Here is a 19337-nt window from a genome sequence, read left to right as displayed (position 1 = left end):
TCCCATCAAACTATCACGTGTCGCTATCCCCACTTTCAGGTACAATCAACATTATGCCAGATTCTCTTATTCTTGATAGTTTAAATGATGCCCAGCGGGCTGCAGTGGCGGCTCCGGCTGAGCATTTTCTCGTACTGGCGGGTGCTGGCAGTGGTAAGACGCGGGTATTGGTGCATCGTATTGTTTGGCTGGTAGAAAAAGAGGGTGTTTACCCTGAGCAAATACTGGCTGTGACCTTTACCAATAAAGCGGCAGCTGAGATGCGAGCGCGTGTTGAGTCCTTGCTACACCTTCCGGGTCAGCGTCTTTGGGTGGGTACGTTTCATGGTATGGCGCATCGCCTGCTACGCAAACATTGGCAAGAGGCGGGATTGCCTCAGGCATTTCAAGTCATAGATAGCGATGACCAATTGCGTTTAATACGCCGGGTGCAAAAAAATTTAAATCTGGATGAGGCTAGATGGCCGCCTAAACAAGCGCAATGGTTTATCAATTCACAAAAAGAACTAGGTTTTCGTCCCGGAAGAGTTCCTCCTGATGGTGATATCTTCACAGAAACCTATAGGCGGGTTTATCAAGGTTATGAAGAAATCTGCCGCACGGGTGGTTTAGTGGATTTCTCCGAGCTGTTGCTTCTTACTTACGAACTTTGGGAAAGTCATCCTGATCTCCTTGCCCATTATCAACAACGTTTCAAGCATATTTTAGTTGATGAATTTCAAGATACGAATCAGATTCAATATCAATGGCTGAAAAAACTTGCCGGTCAGCACAGTAAAATGATGATGGTCGGTGACGATGACCAGTCTATCTATAGCTGGCGTGGTGCTAAAGTGGAGCATTTGGCGCAATTTATGCGTGATTTTCCCAGCGCACAAACCGTGCGCCTGGAACAAAATTATCGCTCAACCAATATTATTTTAAGCGCAGCCAATGCGGTTATTGCCAATAACCAAAATCGCATGGGTAAGAATTTATGGACCCAAGGTCAAGAAGGCGAGCTGGTATCCTTGTATGCGGCATTTAATGATCGTGATGAAGCCCGTTTTATTACGTCTCAGATTCAGGAATGGGTGGAGCAAGGCGGCGCGCGGCGAGAGATAGCTATTTTATATCGTTCCAATGCCCAATCCCGTGTTTTAGAAGAAGCATTAATTCATGCGGAGATTCCCTATCGCATCTACGGCGGTTTACGCTTTTTTGACCGCGCTGAAATTAAAGATGCCCTAGCTTATATGCGTTTGACCCAAAATCGCGATGATGATGGTGCTTTTGAACGCGTGGTCAACACACCGACGCGTGGTATTGGTGACACGAGTTTGGTGGCATTGCGTGAATGTGCGCGTGACTCTGGAATTTCATTATGGCGGGCTGCGGAAACACTGCTAGCTGAGAATAGATTAGTCAGTCGTTCTGCCAATGCGGTGCGAAGCTTTTTAGACTTAATTAATGCACTAAGCCAAGCCAGTAAAGATAAGGCTTTGCATGAACAAATGCGCTATGTATTAGAAAATAGTAACTTATTGCCCCATTATCGTCAGGATCGATCTGAAAAAGGCTTAGCAAAAGTGGAAAACTTAGAAGAATTACTGAATGCCGCTTATCAGTTCACCCCCGATCCTGAAGAAGCAGATTTATCGCCATTGGCCGGATTTTTATCTCGGGTTGCACTGGAAAGCGGTGAGCCGCAAGCAGACCAGGCTAGCGATGCTGTACATCTGATGACCTTACATTCTGCTAAGGGATTGGAGTTTCCTTTGGTGTTTTTATCGGGGATGGAGGAAGGGTTATTCCCACATGGCTTATCCAGCCAAGATCCGTTTAAATTGGAAGAGGAACGTCGTCTGTGTTATGTCGGTATGACGCGAGCGATGACGCGGTTGTATCTGACTTATGCGTCAATGCGGCATTTGCATGGTAATGAAATGCACCAACGTCCCTCACGGTTTATCAGGGAAATTCCGGCAGAATTTTTATCCGAAGCTTATCTTAGAACTAAGATTACGCGCCCGGTTTATTTTACACAACACCTGACGGATAATAGCGATACAACCACACAAAATGCAGCGGGATTAGTTTTAGGCGGTCGCGTCCGACATCCGCATTTTGGCGAAGGCGTAGTGTTAAGTTTTGAAGGCAGCGGCGCGCATGCCAGAGTGCAGGTGCGATTTACCTCGGGCGCGAAGTGGCTTGTAGTCAATTATGCTAAATTAGAGCCAGTTTGAATAAAGAGATACTCCTATGCAAGAAATGCAAGAAAATATACCCCAAAGTGAAGAGGTTGTGGCTGAACCGGATGCAACACCGGCGTTGCCGCCTGCCCCACCTAAGCCCAACAGATCACCTTTAAGTATTTTGATTGCGGTAATTGCGTTATTAATTGCATTAGCCAGCGTTGGTGCCTGGATATATAGCTGGTGGCAATATCAAGCTCGAGAGACTAAGAGCCATGAAAAAATTTTACAACTTGAAAAACTAACCAAAAAAAATCAAAGTGCGTTATCAGCGCTACAGACTGCACTAAAAAATACCCAACAATCTGTGCAGCAACTCAATACCGAGCTCGAACAACAAAACAAGCCGAAAAATTGGCTGTTAGCTGCGGTGGATAATCAAGTTAAATTAGCAGCATTAAATCTCAGAATCGATAACAACGTGACTTTAGCGCAAAAGTTATTGCAAGATGCAGATCAACAATTAGCAGCTGCCAATAATTCTGCATTATTACCCGTTCGTCAGGCTTTAGCCAAGGATATGGCGGCTTTGGCTGCAGCACCAGAGGTTGATATTCCAGGCATCATTGTTCGCCTAAATATCTTAAAAGAATGGGTTGAACAATTCCCACAGACACCAAAGATTGAAGTAAAAGCACAACCACAATCTAATCAAACTTTACCCAATACAGCTGCCTCTCAATCCTTAAGCGATAAGAGCAAAGATTTCCTATCACGCCTTTGGCAAAGCTTAAAAGAATTAGTCGTGATCCGTCATGAAGGTGCGGAAGTGGCACCATTACTTCCTCCTAATGCTTTTGCTTTTGTCGTGACAAATATTCAAACCCAGCTCACCTTGGCGCAATGGGCAGCATTACATCACGAGGAGCAGATTTATAAACAAAGTATTGCACAAGCGCGCAATTGGATAGGCCGTTATTTTGCCCCAGATGATGCTAAAGTGAAAACTGCCCAAATTTTACTGAACAACTTAATGGCGGTGAATGTCAATCCGGCAATACCCGATTTATCCCAAAGCTTGCAAGCGATTCAAAAATTGTTAGTGAGTGGCGTTCAATGAAGAAATTGATCGTATATTTTATTGTATTATTGCTGGCAGTTCTCGGTGGACTATGGATGCATGCGCATCCAGGTTATGTGTTAATTGGGGTAGCTAATACGCGTATCGAAGCTTCTTTGTGGTTGGCGGTTTTTGCACTCATTGTGCTGGTGATAGTCTTTTATTGGTTGCTACGATTATTGGTTGGTATTTTTCGCATTCCCCGGCGTTTCCATAGTTTTAGAAAACGTCGCGAAAGAAATCAAATTTTAAAATTATCAGAGCGTGGCGAGTATGAGTTGCTGAGTGAAAATTGGCACAAAGCGGAACAGGATCTGGCCAAAGCTGCAAAAAAACCGCCCCGCCGCGTTTTGAATTATTTGGGAGCAGCTAAAGCTGCGCGAGCACAAAACAATGATCTTCAACGCGACCAATATTTAGAAAACGCGCGCAAATTAGCGGATGGACGACAGCGACAAGCTATCATTTTCACCGAAGTGCGCTGGCAAATTGCCAATGCCAACTGGGATGCGGCGTTAAAAACCTTAGAACCTTTACAACAAGCTTTGCCACGACATCCATTTGTACTCATGAGTTTAAAGCAAATCTATTATGCCAAGCAGGATTGGGAGCATTTGCAAAAATTACTACCCAAATTAAAAAAACAACATTTACTGACAGATGATGAAGCCAGGTTGCTGGAACATGAAGTGTATTTAGCACTCATGGCAAAAGCGCGTCTGACCAATCAGCCACAGGTTCTAGAGAAAATCTGGCATAGCTTGCCAGACTATTTGCGCCGCGAGCCTCAAGTCTTAGCCACTTATACTGAATATCTGATCGAAGAGGGTAATCAGGAAAAAGCCGAAAGCTTGTTGAAAGTCCGATTAAAAAAATCTTTAGAGGCGCCGCTACTTCAGCAATATGCTAAAGTGCTGAGCAGTGATTCAGCCAAGCAATTATCCAGAGCGGAGTCATGGCTAGAAAAAAATCCACACAATGCTGCTTTGTTATATTGTCTAGGTCAACTATGCATACGACATCGTTTGTGGGGTAAGGCACGTAATTATCTCGAGGCCAGTCTTAAACAAGCACCATCCGCTCCGATATATATTGCACTTGGAGAAGTCGATGAACATCTGGGAGAAAAATCGGCAGCTTTAGAATGTTATCGTGAAGGCTTAAAACTGGTTTCCCGCGCATGAAAAAACTTTCTTTACAATCTAAATTGGAATCCTTAACTGCACGTCATGAAGAACTCGAACATTTGTTAGGTAACCCCGAAATCATTGCTGACCAAAATAAATTTCGCGCACTTTCCAAAGAATATGCACAGCTGGAGCCGATTGCCGACTGTTTTAAAGCCTATCGGCAGGCTGAAGCAGCTTTTGCCAGTGCAGAAAAATTACTAGAAGAAGCTGACCCAGAATTAAAGCAACTGGCCGAGGAAGAAATAGCAGAACAACGTCAAAAGTTGGAGACATTAGAGGAGCGGCTGAAAATTTTGCTGTTACCGCAAGATCCTAACGATCAGCGCAATGTCTTTTTAGAAATTCGTGCAGCCGCAGGGGGTGATGAGGCAGCTATTTTTGCCGGTGATTTATTGCGTATGTATACACGCTATGCTGAGCACCAAGGCTGGAAATTAGAAATCATTTCCGAAAGCCAAAGCGAGCATGGGGGTTATAAAGAGGTGATTTCCCGCATTTCTGGAACCGATGTTTATGCTCGACTTAAATTTGAATCAGGTGCCCACCGCGTACAACGAGTTCCCGTCACTGAGGCGCAGGGGCGTGTGCACACTTCAACTTGTACTGTCGCGATATTGCCAGAGATCGAAGAAGTTGATGCGGTGGAAATTAATCCCGCTGACTTACGCATAGATACCTATCGGGCTTCAGGAGCGGGTGGCCAGCACGTGAATCGAACGGAATCAGCCATACGGATAGTGCACTTGCCAACTGGCACCGTAGTCGAATGTCAAGATGAGCGCTCACAGCATAAAAACCGCGCCCGTGCGATGAGTTTGCTAAGCGCCAAACTCCTAGCCAGTGAACAGGAAAAACAACGCCGCGAACGCAGCGAAACGCGTCGGGGATTGGTCGGCACGGGTGACCGTTCAGAACGTATTCGAACCTATAATTATCCGCAAGGAAGAGTAACGGATCATCGTATTAATCTGACTTTATATCAGCTGGATCAAATTATGGAAGGTGAAGGATTAGGAGATGTTATCGATCCATTAATCCGCGAATATCAAGCGGATTTGTTGGCCGAAATGTCTGGGGAGTGAGGGCAGATATTAGCTATCATTATCGCGAAGTTAATCAATTGCCACGCATCGGCAAAAGTAGGGAAGTGAGGCTCATCAGACACGCTGTGAATACATCCATGTACGCTCGACGGGTTCATCCATGAACCCGACGGTCTGATGAGCCTCACCCCCCTACTTTCGCCTTACTTTTTAGCCATCAATTAATATGGCTAATCAAGTAGTAACTTGTAGTAGTGATACGGTCTTGGCGATTCCCTAAGCTCATAAAATAATTTATTAGCCCATTGATACAACTTGCAAATGAACTATTCTGATGCTTTGCAACAAGTCTGCAAACTATTACCCAGTACCCCAAATCCGCAATTCGAAGCGCAATTATTGCTTTCACGTGCCCTCAAAATTTCCCGCAGTTCTTTATTAGCTTTCCCCGAAAGAGTCATTGATGCTGAGCAACAAAAATTAATAATGCAGTTAGTCAAACGACGTGTAGCAGGTGAACCGATGGCTTATATTCTACAGGAAAAAGAATTTTGGTCTTTGTCTCTGAAGGTAACTGCCGATACGCTGATTCCGCGTCCTGAGACAGAACTTCTAGTGGAATTGGCATTGGAGATTCTCCCCGCAAATGTCACTCAAACTATAGCTGATTTGGGCACAGGTTCCGGTGCAGTAGCCTTAGCACTAGCTAAAGAACGTCCACATTGGCAATTGATTGCCACCGATCAATCAAGCGCTGCTTTAAAGATAGCCCAAGAAAATGCCACTCACCTAGGATTATTCAATGTAAGTTTTCACCAAGGCAGTTGGTGCGCTGCATTGCCGCGACATGGTTTTAATGCCATTGTCAGTAACCCACCTTATATTGCAGAAAAAGATGTGCATCTAGAAGGTGATCTACGATTTGAGCCTCAAAATGCGTTGGTTTCAGGAAAAGAAGGTTTGGATGCGCTACGTATTATTATTGAAGAAGCAGGGAATTTTTTATCGGCAGAAGGTTGGTTGTTATTAGAGCATGGGCATACTCAGGGAGAAGCTGTAAGGACGCTTATGCAGAGTAGTGGTTTTAAGGATATAAGAACACATCAAGATTTGGCAGGCCTTGATAGAGTTACAAAGGGTAAAAGGTAAGCATTGTCATTCCCGCGTAGGCGGGAATCTATCCTGATTTTGGCGCTGTGTCAGAAATAGATTCCCGCCTGCGCGGGAATGACAGTATTTTTTATAGGGGTTACGGTAAAAATGCATAAGTTAACAGCTTAATTTTATCTGGCTGAATAAAAGTCAAAATATGCTACAATGTTAAAATTATAAGTAAAATAGCTGTAAAATTATTCGACCTTTTGTAAACTAACAGGATTCAAATGAGTCACAAAAACCCGCCTCCAGTAGTATTAGCAAGCAATAACCCCGGTAAATTGCAGGAATTTCGTGAAATCCTGGGAGATATTCATATCTCCATCATTCCACAATCTGACCTCGGTGTGCCAGAAGTAGAAGAAACTGGCCTGACTTTTGTTGAAAATGCTTTACTGAAAGCACGCAATGCCGCCAAACATACTGGTTTGCCGGCCTTGGCCGATGATTCGGGCTTGGAAGTTGATATCCTAAATGGCGCCCCTGGCATTTATTCGGCGCGATACGCAGGCGCCAAAGTCGATTTTTCTGAAAACCGTCAAAAATTATTGAGTGATCTCATTGCTGCCGCAGAAGATGAACGTACTGCTCGGTTTCAATGTGTGCTCGCATTACTCAAACACGACCATGATCCTAGCCCACTCATCTGTCAAGGTACTTGGGAGGGTAAGGTGTTATTTGCGCCACGAGGAGAAAACGGTTTTGGCTATGACTCATTGTTTTTTGTGCCTACACACGGTTGTTCAGCTGCCGAATTACCTTCTGCCGTCAAAAATCAAATCAGTCATCGCGCTAAAGCGATTGCCCACTTAATTCAAGAGCTGCGAAACAAACTCTAATGAGCAATCCTAATGCCGCTATCAATCTGGATACACACAACCGCATCTTGCAATGTGTGGGTGAATGGACTGTTTCCGGCATAGAAACGCTTACCTCTCAGATGCAAAAGCTCGGCACTATAGCCCCTGCAACCATATCAGGTAAGGACATTACGCGTATGGATAGCACGGGCGCTTGGGTTTTATACCAATATCTACAAACGCTCGAACAACGAGGCAAAACAGCAGAGTTAGCTGATTTTGCTGAGGATCACCTCTCACTCATCAATTTAATTAAAGAAAAAGGCAAAAAAGCCAGCCAGGTTATCTCTACTCCTGCAAAAATTCCTTGGCTTGCAAAGGTGGGAATTTTCACGATGACGGGTTTTAAAGAAGGGATAGATTTTTTATCTTTTCTGGGAGAATTTATCATTACAGCATTGAATAACCTGCGTCGTCCCGCCCACATTCAATGGCGCAGCTTTTTTAATGCAATCGATGAAACCGGGTTTGCTGCCTTATTCATTGTCGCTTTGCTGAATTTTTTAATTGGTGTGGTATTAGCTTATCAAATGGGTAATCAGCTGCTGGCTTATGGGGCAAATGTTTACATTGTCAGCTTGTTAGGTATAGGTGTGTTACAGGAGTTTGCGCCATTAATCACGGCAATTATCGTGGCCAGCCGTACCAGTTCAGCTTTTACGGCACAACTGGGTACCATGTTGGTCAATGAGGAAATTGACGCATTGCGTACGATGGGATTATCTCCCATGAATCGTTTAGTACTGCCAAAAATTTTTGGTCTAATGGTTTCTTTGCCGCTGCTTATCATTTGGGCGGACATCTTTGGTTTACTTGGTGGAATGATCGTTTCTAAGCGCATGTTGGGCATCAATTTTTATAACTTTCTGACGCAGTTTCCTCGGGTCATTCAAATTAGCACATTTTTCCATGGCTTAGTCAAAGCGCCGGCTTTTGCGTTAATTATTGCGGGCATAGGCTGTTTTCAAGGTTTCAGGGTGCAATATACTGCAGATAGTATTGGTAGGCAAACCACTAAAAGCGTGGTGCAAGCTATCTTTTTAATTATTGTAGCGGATGCGATATTTTCTCTTATTTTACCTTGGCAAAATATTTAGAGCCTTTTTATGTCAGAACCTAGCACTAAAGTCATAGAAATCTCTGATCTTGAGAATAATTTCGGTGGCCAATCGGTGCATAAGGATTTGGATTTAGTAGTCAACCAAGGTGAAATCCTCGCCATTGTAGGTGGTAGCGGCAGTGGAAAAACTACACTTTTAAGAAGTATTCTGATGTTGCGGCAGCCCACTTCAGGCAGCATTCGTGTATTTGGGACGGAAATTACGCAATGTAGTACAGAACAAGCACTAGCGGTGCGTCGTCGTTGGGGTGTATTATTTCAATACAATGCACTGTTTAGTTCCTTGACAATATTGGAGAATATATTATTTCCATTGCGTACGTTTACGCATTTGCCAAAATCTTTTGCTGAAGAGATAGCGCGTTTAAAGATTGTTATGGCGGGCCTCAGTGTGGATGTAGGTTCAAAATATCCTTCTGAACTCAGCGGTGGCATGCAGAAACGTGCCGGATTAGCACGTGCCATTTCCTTAGATCCAGAGTTGTTGATTTTGGATGAACCGACCACTGGACTTGATCCGCAAAGTGCAGAAGCGTTGGATGAGCTAATATTGCAGTTACGGGAAGGGTTAGGATTGACAGTGGTGATGGTTACCCATGATTTAGATTCTTTATGGCGGGTGACAGATCGAGTCGCGTTTTTGGGGGAGGGTAAAGTTCTGGCAACGCTTCCTATGCCAGAATTGGTCAAGGAGCCGCATCCACTGATTCAGGCTTATTTTAGTGGTTATAGGGGCAAGAGGAATGTGGGATCTCCTTCTCCCACAAGGGGAGAAGGAAAAAAGTCACGGCTGTTATAGAGAGAAACAATGGAACCTAAAGTTAATTATATCGTTGTTGGCTCATTTGTCGTTATTTTAACGGCTGTACTGGTTATCGCCATCATTTGGTTATCAGCCAACCAGCGCACCGACCATGAAACATATATGGTATATATGAATGAACCTGTATCTGGTTTAAGCTTGCAGGCGCCTGTCAAATTCAATGGCGTGGATGTGGGCTATGTATCTGATATCAGTTTAAACCCGGATAACCCTCAACAAGTGCGTTTGCTGCTCAGCATTGACGAGAGTGCCCCCATCAATCAAAGCACTACAGCAACATTAATGGCGCAGGGAGTTACTGGTATCACTTATGTAGGCTTGAAAGCGGAAGCAGCTAAGGCACCACCCTTAAAGATATTACCTGGTAATAAATATCCCATCATACCCTCCACACCCTCGCTTTTAGTGCAACTGAGCACGGTGTTAACATCCTTAGCAACGACAACTCAAGATCTGCAACAGGTACTGCGCGGTGTATTTAACCCCGAAAATCAACGTGCAATTCATGATAGCTTGCAGAGCATAAGCAAAATAACAGAGAATTTTGCAAACAATTCTGAGCAAATTACCAGTAGCATTAATCATGCGTCACAAACCTTAGAGCAAAGCCAGAGTGTGATGAAGGCTATTTCACAACAAATGCTGCCTGGCATATCGCAGATGGTTAATCAAGTGAATGCCGTGTTAGGGAATATGCGACAATTAACTAATTCAGTAAAAAGCAATCCCAGCGCACTGATCCGCGGGCAGATGCCTGAGCCTAAGGGGCCAGGGGAGTGATGGTATATACCTTCTCAAAATAATTCAGAGATTTATTTATGGCTAAACATCAATCCCGCAATGCTAGAGATATTTCCAAGCGTTGTATTGTCAATTTCAGAACTATCCTAAGCTTAGGTTTATTATTAAGTCTTGCAGGCTGTTCACTCTTGAGTCCGGTGAAAACCCCGCCTAATAACCAATACACACTGAGTGCGGCTGGGGCTACCCGTACTCAGCCAGTTCGGGAAAATCGTCCGACCTTACTGATTGCTACTCCAGCTGCCAGTCCAGGTTATGACACCACGAATATGATTTATCTGGAAAGACCTTTTCAGCTTAACCATTATGCTAATCACCACTGGGTTTCACCGCCTGCCGAAATGCTAACACCGATATTGGAACAAAAGCTGCGTAACAGCGGTTGTTTCCGTGCCGCATTGGGTCTGCCTTCATCAGGAACTGCAGATTATATATTGAATACAGAATTGCTAGCGTTACAGCAGGAATTTATAGGCGGTAGGAATCAGGTGCGTTTGGCATTACTGGCCACGCTAATCAATGGTGCTTCCCAACAAATCCTTGCGCAACGCCGCTTTGAAGCCGTGGTGCCGGCCTATCAAGTTAACCCGTATTCCGGTGTGGTTGCTGCGAATGAGGCTATGGCTATAGTGACTCAAAAGCTGGCTACTTTTTTGTGCCGTTATGCGGATGAATGAAGAGTAACTATCTGAATATTTAAGGCAGGAAGCCTTCATGGTCTATACTTTTAATAGGGGAAGAATAATTTGGCCTATAGACCTATTTCTCCCAATGCTATGATTAAATGGAGAATTTATGCGGAAAACAACATTGGCTTGGATATTCCTTGGGTTGATCTATGGGAGTTCTGCAATGGGTATGACACTTACAAGTACTGCATTTTCTGAAGGCGGGAAAATACCAGATATTTATAGTTGTGATGGTAAAGATATGGCACCGGATCTGACATGGTCGGCTGTGCCGATAGGTACAAAATCATTTGCACTCATTATGGATGACCCGGATGCGCCATCCGGCTTATGGACACATTGGGTGTTATTTAATATTCCTGCAAATGTAACAAAACTTGCTTCTAATGCAGCATTACCTGAAGGAGCTTTAATAGGGAATAACAGCTGGGGAAGAGCCCAGTATAATGGTCCCTGCCCACCTTATAATAAAACCCATCGTTACAATTTTAAGCTGTATGCGCTTAACACCGTATTAAAATTACCCTCGGGAGCTAGTGCGGCTCAAGTGATGGGTGCGTCAGAGCATCATATAATGGGTCAGGTCAAATTAATGGGCAAATATGAAAGGAGTCATTAAAAAGTAGGAGCTAAATCAATGAAAACACATATTCTAGTTGCCAATGCAAGTGAAGCAAAATTGTACGAAACGGAGCGTCTAGGTGAAAAAATGGATTTGATAAATGAATACAGTCACCCTGCAAGCCGAGAGAAACGCTTGGAGCTGGTGACGGATCGTCCTGGCCATTTTGCCACTAAGGGCACGGGTGTTTCGCGTGGAGCTTATGATGAGTCTGATCCTAAAGAGGTAGAGGCGGATAAGTTTGCGCAGCAGTTAGCGAAAATTGTTATAGAAATTTGTGACAATCACCATGATGATAAAATGGTTATAGTTGCTGCGCCACATTTTCATGGTTTGCTTAATAAGCATTATGATGAACAGGCTAAAGAACAGATAACGCATGCTATTGAAAAGGATTACACTAAAATGCCTATGAAAAAGTTGATGGGTTATTTGGGTGAATTGACTAAGCTAACATAAAATTTTTTTCCTCTTATGGCCATAGCGTTTTTCCTTCTCCCACAAGGGGAGAAGGAAAAACGTCACGGCTGTAAGAGGGAAAAAGTCACAATTTAAGATGCCTTAACATAATGCTGTAAAAAGTCCAAAGTTTTTTGATATGCCAGATCCGCAGCAGCAATATTAAAACTACTTCTGTCCTGATTAAAAAAAGCATGTCCAACCTGTGGATAAACTTCAATTTGCACATCGCGGCGTCCATTGAAAGCAGCTTTAATGCGGTCAATCTGGTCGGGTGGAATCATTTCATCTTCTTCACCAAAATGCATTAACACCGGACAACGAATATTTTTTGCTTCTTGCAAATAATCAGCAATACGGCCGCCATAAAACGCAACGCAAGCATCGACGGGATATTTTGCTGCGGTCAAATAGGCTAACCGTCCACCTAAACAAAATCCCAGAACGATAATTTTATTTTCACAAGCAGGGCGATTGCGCAAAGCTGCAATAGCTTCGCCAATGTCGAGAAGTCCCTGTTCTACATCGAATTGATGATAATAATCAAAGGCTTGTTCTAGATCCTCTCCTCCATAGCTGAGTTGTACGCCAGGTTTTAAGCGCCAGAACAAATCAGGTGCAAGTACGTTATAACCGGCTTTAGCAAAACGATCGGCACAGGTTCGAATGCTATTATTCACGCCAAAAATTTCTTGTAGTAAAACAATGCCGGGGCCAGTCACAGACTGGGTAGGGGCAAAATAGCTGTTAGCAAGGCAGCCGTGGGTATTTGGTATGCTAATCAGGGTAGTATCTGACATAACGGTTCTCCCTTTAATTTTTGTGGTAACTCATCATTGACGCGAAATTCAAGTCTATCATTCATTTTGAAATTCTGACAAAGCAATAGCTCGTTGTTCCGGCATGCTACACATTCAACAATGTCAAAGTTTCAAATACTACATGCGCCATAATTTATCCTCAGAATAATGGTATTTTAGAAAATTAAAAGGAATTAAGCTATACCGCGGTAAGAGCTCAAGTGGCGTTTTCATTATTTTGGAGAATTACTTTTCGTTTCTAACCTAGCTGAATCCTTTGTTGAATCTTTGTCAATTTGTGGAGATGAAGAAGCATGAATAGGAGAGTTTTTCACTACTACCTGCAACATTTGATCAACAGATATAGCAATTGGCTCTTGTTTTCTGTCTTTCTCCTCACTTAAATCAGTTGAGAATTGTTTTTTTTCTTTTTCTTCAGGCTCTTTTGTTGATTCAGACCATAACCCCATTTTTTTAAGTTCATCTATGGCAGGAACATATCCTTGACTAGCAGCTGAACGAAAATGAATAATACTTTCTTCTCGCTCATATTTTTCGCTATCCTTAATTAAATCAGGAAATTTTTTATGCTTTTCTAACATCTCTGCATCCCGATTAAAACCATGAAGATAGCAGTAACCTAGTTTATGTTGAGCTTCTGGTAAGTTTTGATCTGCTGCAGAATAATAATATCGATAAGCTTGGTGGTTATCTTGCGAAACCCCTTTACCATTTAAATAACTATCAGCTACAACAAGTTGTGCTTCAGCTATCTCTTGATCTGCCGCTAATTTAAAATATTTAAATGCAGTTTGTATATCTTCAGGCACCCCTTCACCATCGCGATAGCACTTAGCTATTGCAAATTGTCCATCTGGTAAATTTTTATCCGCAGCTAATTTATAAAATAGCGCAGCCTTTTTAACATCTGGCACGCCATTTATGCCCTTGGCGTAGCGCTGCCCTTCCTCGAATTGTTCTTGTGCCAAACCTTGGTTTTCTAGTCTGATCGGATCATCTAATCTATGGCTTGGAGGCCCGCTGCTGATAACCATTTGAATCTTTTCAACAGCCGTTTTCTTGTCTAACGGAAAAAGTGATGGTGAGACAATTCGCGTTAATGTCGTGATGACATGGCCATCTTCATTTTTGCGATGAATCAGCCTAGTATCTCGCAATCTTTTTTCCCAGCGTGAATTTCCCCGTGTTTTAATATCTTCTTCCAATTCAAATACATGTTTTTCTCTGCGGTCATTATTTGTGAGGCAGATATGAGGATAGTCCAAGTCAATTTGTGGATTTGATTCAAATTTATAATCAGCAAGACCTTCTTGCTTGGCGAGCTCATCAGCTAATTCTAATTGCAGTGGGCTAAGCATATTAGGCTTGGTAGCTTGAATATAAGGTAATATATAATCTGGAAGTGGTTCATTTTGCCAGTATTGCGCGCCTTTATAGGCGCATTTTCGATATTCTGCAATAGAAGTTTTATAGGCAATAGGATGAAGAAAAGCCTTAAAAGCCGCGGTTAAATTTGTTGTGGGTATGCTCCCATCTTGTGGATAACCGAATAAAGATAATGCATAAAGCGTATCGCCGACCTGCATCATTTTCATTGTTTTTGCTTGAAGTTCAAATGTGCGAATTAATTGTGCCACCATGGGCTTTAATTGATCTATATCATCTTGATGATTGCCACCGACTCGCAGCATCTCGCCTACAGACAATAAAATTTCTATCAGCTGCGATCGCTGTAAAGTTTTATTGCTTATAATAGCTTGCAAAATGTTTTTCAAGGCCGAAACGGGAAGTGCTTTGGGAGCATCAAACCTATTGTTCATACATTCACAAATAGCGCGAATTGAATGCACCGTATGCAACAATTGTTTGTTGTCAAAAGGTTTTTTAGATTTGTTTTTAGAATCATTCTCTATATAAAATTGTTTTGTCAAGGCGCACAATATTTTTTCTATCATTGTGTCTGTTTCAACGGAATTAGGATTGAAAGTCCAACTAATTATTAATAACTTCAATGCATGTAGGCTCTCTAAAAGCAGCTCAATGGATTCTGATGTTGTTAATGTATTTAACAACAAATGAATGCTCTCATTAGCCAGCGGATATTTTAGATATTGCTTTTCGGATAATAACCCAAAAAATTTTAAAAATTGCACAGCCGTTTCCGGTAAAAAATCTATTTTAGGGAGTTGTTTTTCCAGCCATTCAGTAGTAATTGTGCCTGCCTTGCATATAAGCAGGGGGGTTTCTATGAGTAAGTTGATAGGTGCAATGCATTTTTCAAGTGTAGTAGTGGATAATAAGTTAGCATTTAAAAATTGTTGTAATGAATAAAACAATAATGAGAATTGAATTGTATAGCCATACTTCGCATAGGAATCCCATCTTTCCTTCTCTTCCTTGCTGGATATTTTCTCCTTCTGCTCCTTGGCCAATTTTGAAGTAATAGCTAAAATTTCATCGAGAGCAATCTCTGGGCTTGGTGGTAGTTCTGACTGATCTCTGGAGGCATGCACTTTATCAAGCAAGGCTTGTGGTTTTGATAACACTTCTCTAACATAATAGGCAGCAGAATCAAGGGACAATTTTTTAGATGAAGGTTCTTTTAATACAGAGTTTAATGAATTAATTGCTACGGAGATGATAGGTAATACTTTTTTCGGTGAATAAGTTTTTGTCCAAACATCCCATTCTTTTAGCATCACGTTCAGACTCATTTGGATAGCTATTTTTTTGTCTTTTGAAGCTTGCCGGTTTATCCAGTTTAGATAAACTGAATGATCTTCTAAACATTTAAGAATTAAAGCAGGATCAGAGAATTCAAGCGGAAGTTTATAAACTGAGTATGTTTTTACTTCAGCCAGTTTGTATCCTTGTCGCCCAGACAATTGGTAATATTCATTAGCTTTTTTAACGTCTTTGGGGCAAGCATAGTATTCATAGTGCACGCCCAGCATAAAGGAAGCAGATCCATTTCCTTGTTTCGAAGCTAATTCATAAAATTTAACCGATTCATCAAGATTTTTTAGTACACCAGTTCCCCGCTCGTAGCAATCTCCTAATCTAGATTGGGCTTCCGCTACTTCTTGGTTAGCGGCTATTTGATAATGATGAAAGCCTTGCTTTTCATTTTTTTCGACGCCTTTGGCAAAAAAGTAACAGTTGCCTATGTGTAAATGCGCTTCCGGCAAACCTTTGGCCGCAGCTAATCGGAATAGAGATAAAGCGCGTGGATGATATCGTTTATCGTGGTGTTCATAGCACTTTTGTCCTAAAAAAAGTTGTGCTTGCGCCGAGCCATGAGGTTCAGTTACAGCTAAATTCAATAATCTGTACGCTTCAGCTTCATCTTTTTTAACCCCGTAAGTTCCAGACAGTAAATGTAAAGCATATTCATATTGGGATTGTTTGTAGCCTTTGCTGGCTGATTCTTGCAGCCAAAATAGATGGCGCCTAGGGTCTTCGTCTTTTTTATAATGTAATGCAAGCTGATATTGAGCGGCAGAGTTTCCATTTGCAGCGGCAGCTTGCAGTTTTTCTATCGGAGTTGGAATGTTAGAGGCTAAAGACTGCTTTGGTGGGTCTATAGGTATTTTAGCCATTTCAGAAGTGCTTGGGTTTTGGTTCAAAGAAGCTGCAGTTGAATTTGGGCGTAGCAAATTTTTGTGATCGATAGTAATAAAAGTTAATTGATCTGCTTTTGCTTGTATTTCAGACCAGTCTATTTTCTCTCGAGGTTCGTTTTTCTTTTTAAGTTTTCTGCGTTGCTTGCTATTGGTTTTCCTTTGCTCTTCCCAGCGGTCAGAAATAATTCTAAATACTTCGGGACTAGTATGTTGCCATTTTTTTGCCAAAATGAGTGGAGAAATTTGACAGCGCTCAATGTTTAAAGATGAAATAGAGGTGTTGTCAACTAAGAATTTAATAATGCCTTGGAAATTGCGTTTAAGGGGTGGGCTTGTACTATTATGTTCATCCTCCATGGCCTTCATAAGTGCTACGGTAAAGATATAAGGATCAGCTTGCTTGGTAAAAGGATTAAGGGGTTTTTCCTTACTAGAAACAATCGTTTGTACAATATTGAGATCGCCAGCGCTAACCGCAGTCATTAATTGATTAAACAGAGGCGGAGCATGCTTTCTATTTACTATTGGCATAGCTTTGCGCCGTGGCAAATGTTTATCTTCTATATCTAAAGGCGTATGGGTTGTTTCAGGTTCTGATTCTACACTAGAAGAAGTAGGGGGTTTACGGAATGGATTTGTGCCAATCGCTACCTTGCTATCGGCTAATCCTTTTTCCCACTTTACTTCTCTGCCACGAGTTCGTTCTGTTATATATTCAAATAAATGCTGATCTGATGGCGCATGCAATTTTTTTAAGTCTTCATTATCAGTTAATGCATAATTATAAAATGTCTGCGATATTTGACTAACTACCAGTTTGGGAACAGGTATTTTCTTAGAATATTCGAAATAAAATACCGGTCTGCCAGTTAAATGTGATAGTGCAAACCCTTTAAACAAATCCTGCATTGCTACTGCTTTGGGATTTTTTCTAGCGCCATGCATATCGCCATTCATTTCGAGTACGATTTCCCATCCTTTTTGACAATACAGATCCTGCGGATGATACTCTTCGTTTTCTTCTGGTATGGTGTGGAAACCTACTCGACTAAACAGCCGGCCTATTTGTGCTAATAGTGTTTTAGCGCCTGGATCTGATGGTTTGATTTTGTCGAGATCGGCTAATATGGGCTCATGTTGCTTGATTTTTTTAATTCTTCCTAAGCATAAATAAAGGAATAATTTAGTCAAAAGTGAGTTATATTCTTTCAAGGTTTTGCGATATTTTGGCAAGAACTCAACAGCTATGTTGGTTAATTGTAAACTATTGAAAGTAGGTTTTGTCATTCCTAATAGCGCTAACCCATATAATGCGTTGATTATTGCACTTAAAGTTTGTATATTCTCTTTTTGTTTTGACAAGTTGAAGTTGCATAAGTTGGCCAATACTAATAAATGCGCTAACAAACTATCAACTCTATGTAGTAACATAACATTGATATCGCTATAAAACCATTTGAACCTTGTGATATCTCCGATAGCTTTCAGTGCTGATCCGATATCTTTTGCGGTAACAAGTTCAATAGTTGAGACTTGGATTTGGGTGGTTTTTTCGATTTGAATTAAAATCTCAAACAATGTAACGCAAGAGATATTGACGCTAGGCAGATAATTCAGTGTCGCAGCGAATCTATCAACCATAAAACATAAATCTTTAGCCCTTCTGCTATCCATCTCCTTGAAAAAATTTGAAAAAATAGTATCTATCAGCTTTGTTTTTATTAGAGATAAAGATGAAATTTGCCGCGAAAGTAATAGTTTTAAAAATCCCCAGTAAGCTGTGTTGGTCAAATAACCGTCGCTTAAATTTTTTTTAGCAAATATATCTAACACTATATTAATATGTTCAGCTGGTATAGCTGCGGTTAGGCGTTGATTTTCCGCCAGCCGTCCTAAACCCAGTAGCCATTTTTGTATTACCTCTAATTTTTCTCCACGTAAAACTGATTCCATGTGGGAAAGAAATGGTTTAATATTTATTTTTTGTTGACTTAAAACATTTATTTCTGCTAATAAGCCGAGGGCTTCGAAAGCTTTACTTAATTCCAGAGCGGTAATAGTTTCTTTGTCACAGAGTAACCAATCATAAAGTAATGCATTAACACCGAATGGCGGGAACTCAAGCTCAACATCAGATTCATGACTACTGGATTTATAAATGACCATATCATGAGTCAAAATGACTAAAATTCTTCCTATTGGCAAGGGATGCGAGGTCGCTTCTATAAACTCCTGGAATGATTTCATGTTTCCTAGAAGAGTGGTTAATTCTTTTAAAAAATTTAAGATGCCGGCAATGGTGGTTTCTAAATTTGTAGAATATGATTTCGGGCTCGTATTGAAAAACTGCTGTGCTACTCGTTGAATAAAATGACGTAATTTAGCTAGAGTAAAATTTTCAGAGTGCATTACATCGCTTTCGAAATCATGCTGAACTTGATTAACTTTCTGTAAAGTAACAGCTAATGCTTGTATTTTTTGCGAGGGAAATTGTTCTAACCATATTTTATAAAGTGGAAAATTCTTATCATTATCGGTTATGAAGCTGAGTAACTGCCGATCAGTTAGAGATATAGTTGCTGGGTGATGTTTTCTTTCTTTGCTATCGAATGTTGTTAGGGTAGATGGTTTGCGAGGGTTTGATGTAGTCCCAAATAGTTGTTCAGGATGTGCGGTGGAATCCTCTTTTTCTAAGAGTGATAATTTATTGTCTTTTGCCTTAGGTTCAAGTGATTTAGTAATGGTACTAAGAGATTTAGTAGGTATTATTTTGCTTTCAGTGCTCATCATTGTTCTCTTCAGGTGGGTAGGATTGTAAAATATCTTGGTGATATTAA

General features: G+C 41.5%; 14 protein-coding genes. 12 read left to right on the top strand and 2 right to left on the bottom strand.

Features of this window, described 5'->3' with window-relative positions; translation table 11 throughout:
• Positions 1 to 53: 53 nt before the first annotated feature.
• The 12 genes from uvrD to VHE99_12625 all read left to right on the top strand — a co-directional run bounded on the left by uvrD (position 54) and on the right by VHE99_12625 (position 12056).
• A complete protein-coding gene (uvrD, locus tag VHE99_12680) occupies positions 54 to 2225 on the top strand; it encodes a DNA helicase II (GenBank protein HVV69862.1) in 2172 nt (723 codons plus the stop codon).
• Between the two features lie 16 nt (positions 2226 to 2241).
• A complete protein-coding gene (locus tag VHE99_12675; GenBank protein ID HVV69861.1) occupies positions 2242 to 3294 on the top strand; it encodes a uroporphyrinogen-III C-methyltransferase in 1053 nt (350 codons plus the stop codon).
• The gene (locus tag VHE99_12670) at positions 3291 to 4478 is read left to right on the top strand and encodes a heme biosynthesis HemY N-terminal domain-containing protein (GenBank protein ID HVV69860.1); all 1188 of its coding nucleotides are present in this window, start codon (positions 3291 to 3293) and stop codon (positions 4476 to 4478) included. The genes VHE99_12675 and VHE99_12670 overlap by 4 nt, the downstream gene beginning before the upstream one ends.
• Positions 4475 to 5566, top strand: a complete 1092-nt coding sequence (gene prfA / locus VHE99_12665) for a peptide chain release factor 1 (GenBank protein HVV69859.1) — start codon at positions 4475 to 4477, stop codon at positions 5564 to 5566. The genes VHE99_12670 and prfA overlap by 4 nt, the downstream gene beginning before the upstream one ends.
• A gap of 282 nt (positions 5567 to 5848) precedes the next feature.
• Entirely contained in the window at positions 5849 to 6676 is an 828-nt protein-coding gene (gene prmC / locus VHE99_12660; GenBank protein HVV69858.1) for a peptide chain release factor N(5)-glutamine methyltransferase, read from the top strand.
• 233 nt (positions 6677 to 6909) lie between these two features.
• Positions 6910 to 7521: an RdgB/HAM1 family non-canonical purine NTP pyrophosphatase gene (rdgB, locus tag VHE99_12655; protein HVV69857.1), complete on the top strand. Its 612-nt coding sequence runs from the start codon at positions 6910 to 6912 to the stop codon at positions 7519 to 7521.
• A complete protein-coding gene (locus VHE99_12650) occupies positions 7521 to 8639 on the top strand; it encodes an ABC transporter permease (protein ID HVV69856.1) in 1119 nt (372 codons plus the stop codon). Before rdgB ends, VHE99_12650 begins: the two co-directional genes overlap by 1 nt.
• 9 nt (positions 8640 to 8648) lie before the next feature.
• A complete protein-coding gene (locus VHE99_12645; GenBank protein ID HVV69855.1) occupies positions 8649 to 9461 on the top strand; it encodes an ATP-binding cassette domain-containing protein in 813 nt (270 codons plus the stop codon).
• 9 nt (positions 9462 to 9470) lie between these two features.
• Positions 9471 to 10265 (top strand): MlaD family protein, encoded by a 795-nt coding sequence (locus VHE99_12640; GenBank protein HVV69854.1) that lies wholly within the window; start codon positions 9471 to 9473, stop codon positions 10263 to 10265.
• A gap of 38 nt (positions 10266 to 10303) precedes the next feature.
• Positions 10304 to 10963, top strand: coding sequence for an ABC-type transport auxiliary lipoprotein family protein (locus VHE99_12635; GenBank protein HVV69853.1), 660 nt, complete (start codon positions 10304 to 10306; stop codon positions 10961 to 10963).
• Between the two features lie 118 nt (positions 10964 to 11081).
• On the top strand, positions 11082 to 11594 hold the full coding sequence (locus VHE99_12630; protein ID HVV69852.1) for a YbhB/YbcL family Raf kinase inhibitor-like protein: 513 nt from the start codon (positions 11082 to 11084) through the stop codon (positions 11592 to 11594).
• Between the two features lie 18 nt (positions 11595 to 11612).
• Positions 11613 to 12056, top strand: coding sequence for a host attachment protein (locus VHE99_12625; protein ID HVV69851.1), 444 nt, complete (start codon positions 11613 to 11615; stop codon positions 12054 to 12056).
• 92 nt (positions 12057 to 12148) lie between these two features.
• On the opposite strand, the gene VHE99_12620 is transcribed toward VHE99_12625, so the two are convergent.
• Positions 12149 to 12856: a dienelactone hydrolase family protein gene (locus VHE99_12620; GenBank protein HVV69850.1), complete on the bottom strand. Its 708-nt coding sequence runs from the start codon at positions 12854 to 12856 to the stop codon at positions 12149 to 12151.
• Positions 12857 to 13089: 233 nt separating this feature from the next.
• Positions 13090 to 19287 carry a tetratricopeptide repeat protein gene (locus tag VHE99_12615; protein HVV69849.1) on the bottom strand — a complete coding sequence of 2066 codons (6198 nt, stop codon included), beginning with the start codon at positions 19285 to 19287 and terminating at the stop codon, positions 13090 to 13092.
• Positions 19288 to 19337 lie beyond the last annotated feature (50 nt).

The organism is Gammaproteobacteria bacterium (genome assembly GCA_035546635.1).
Lineage (GTDB): Bacteria > Pseudomonadota > Gammaproteobacteria > JAURND01 > JAURND01 > DASZWJ01.
The sequence above is the reverse complement of the archived record's forward strand: the minus strand, read 5'-3'. Positions and strand labels throughout refer to the sequence as shown.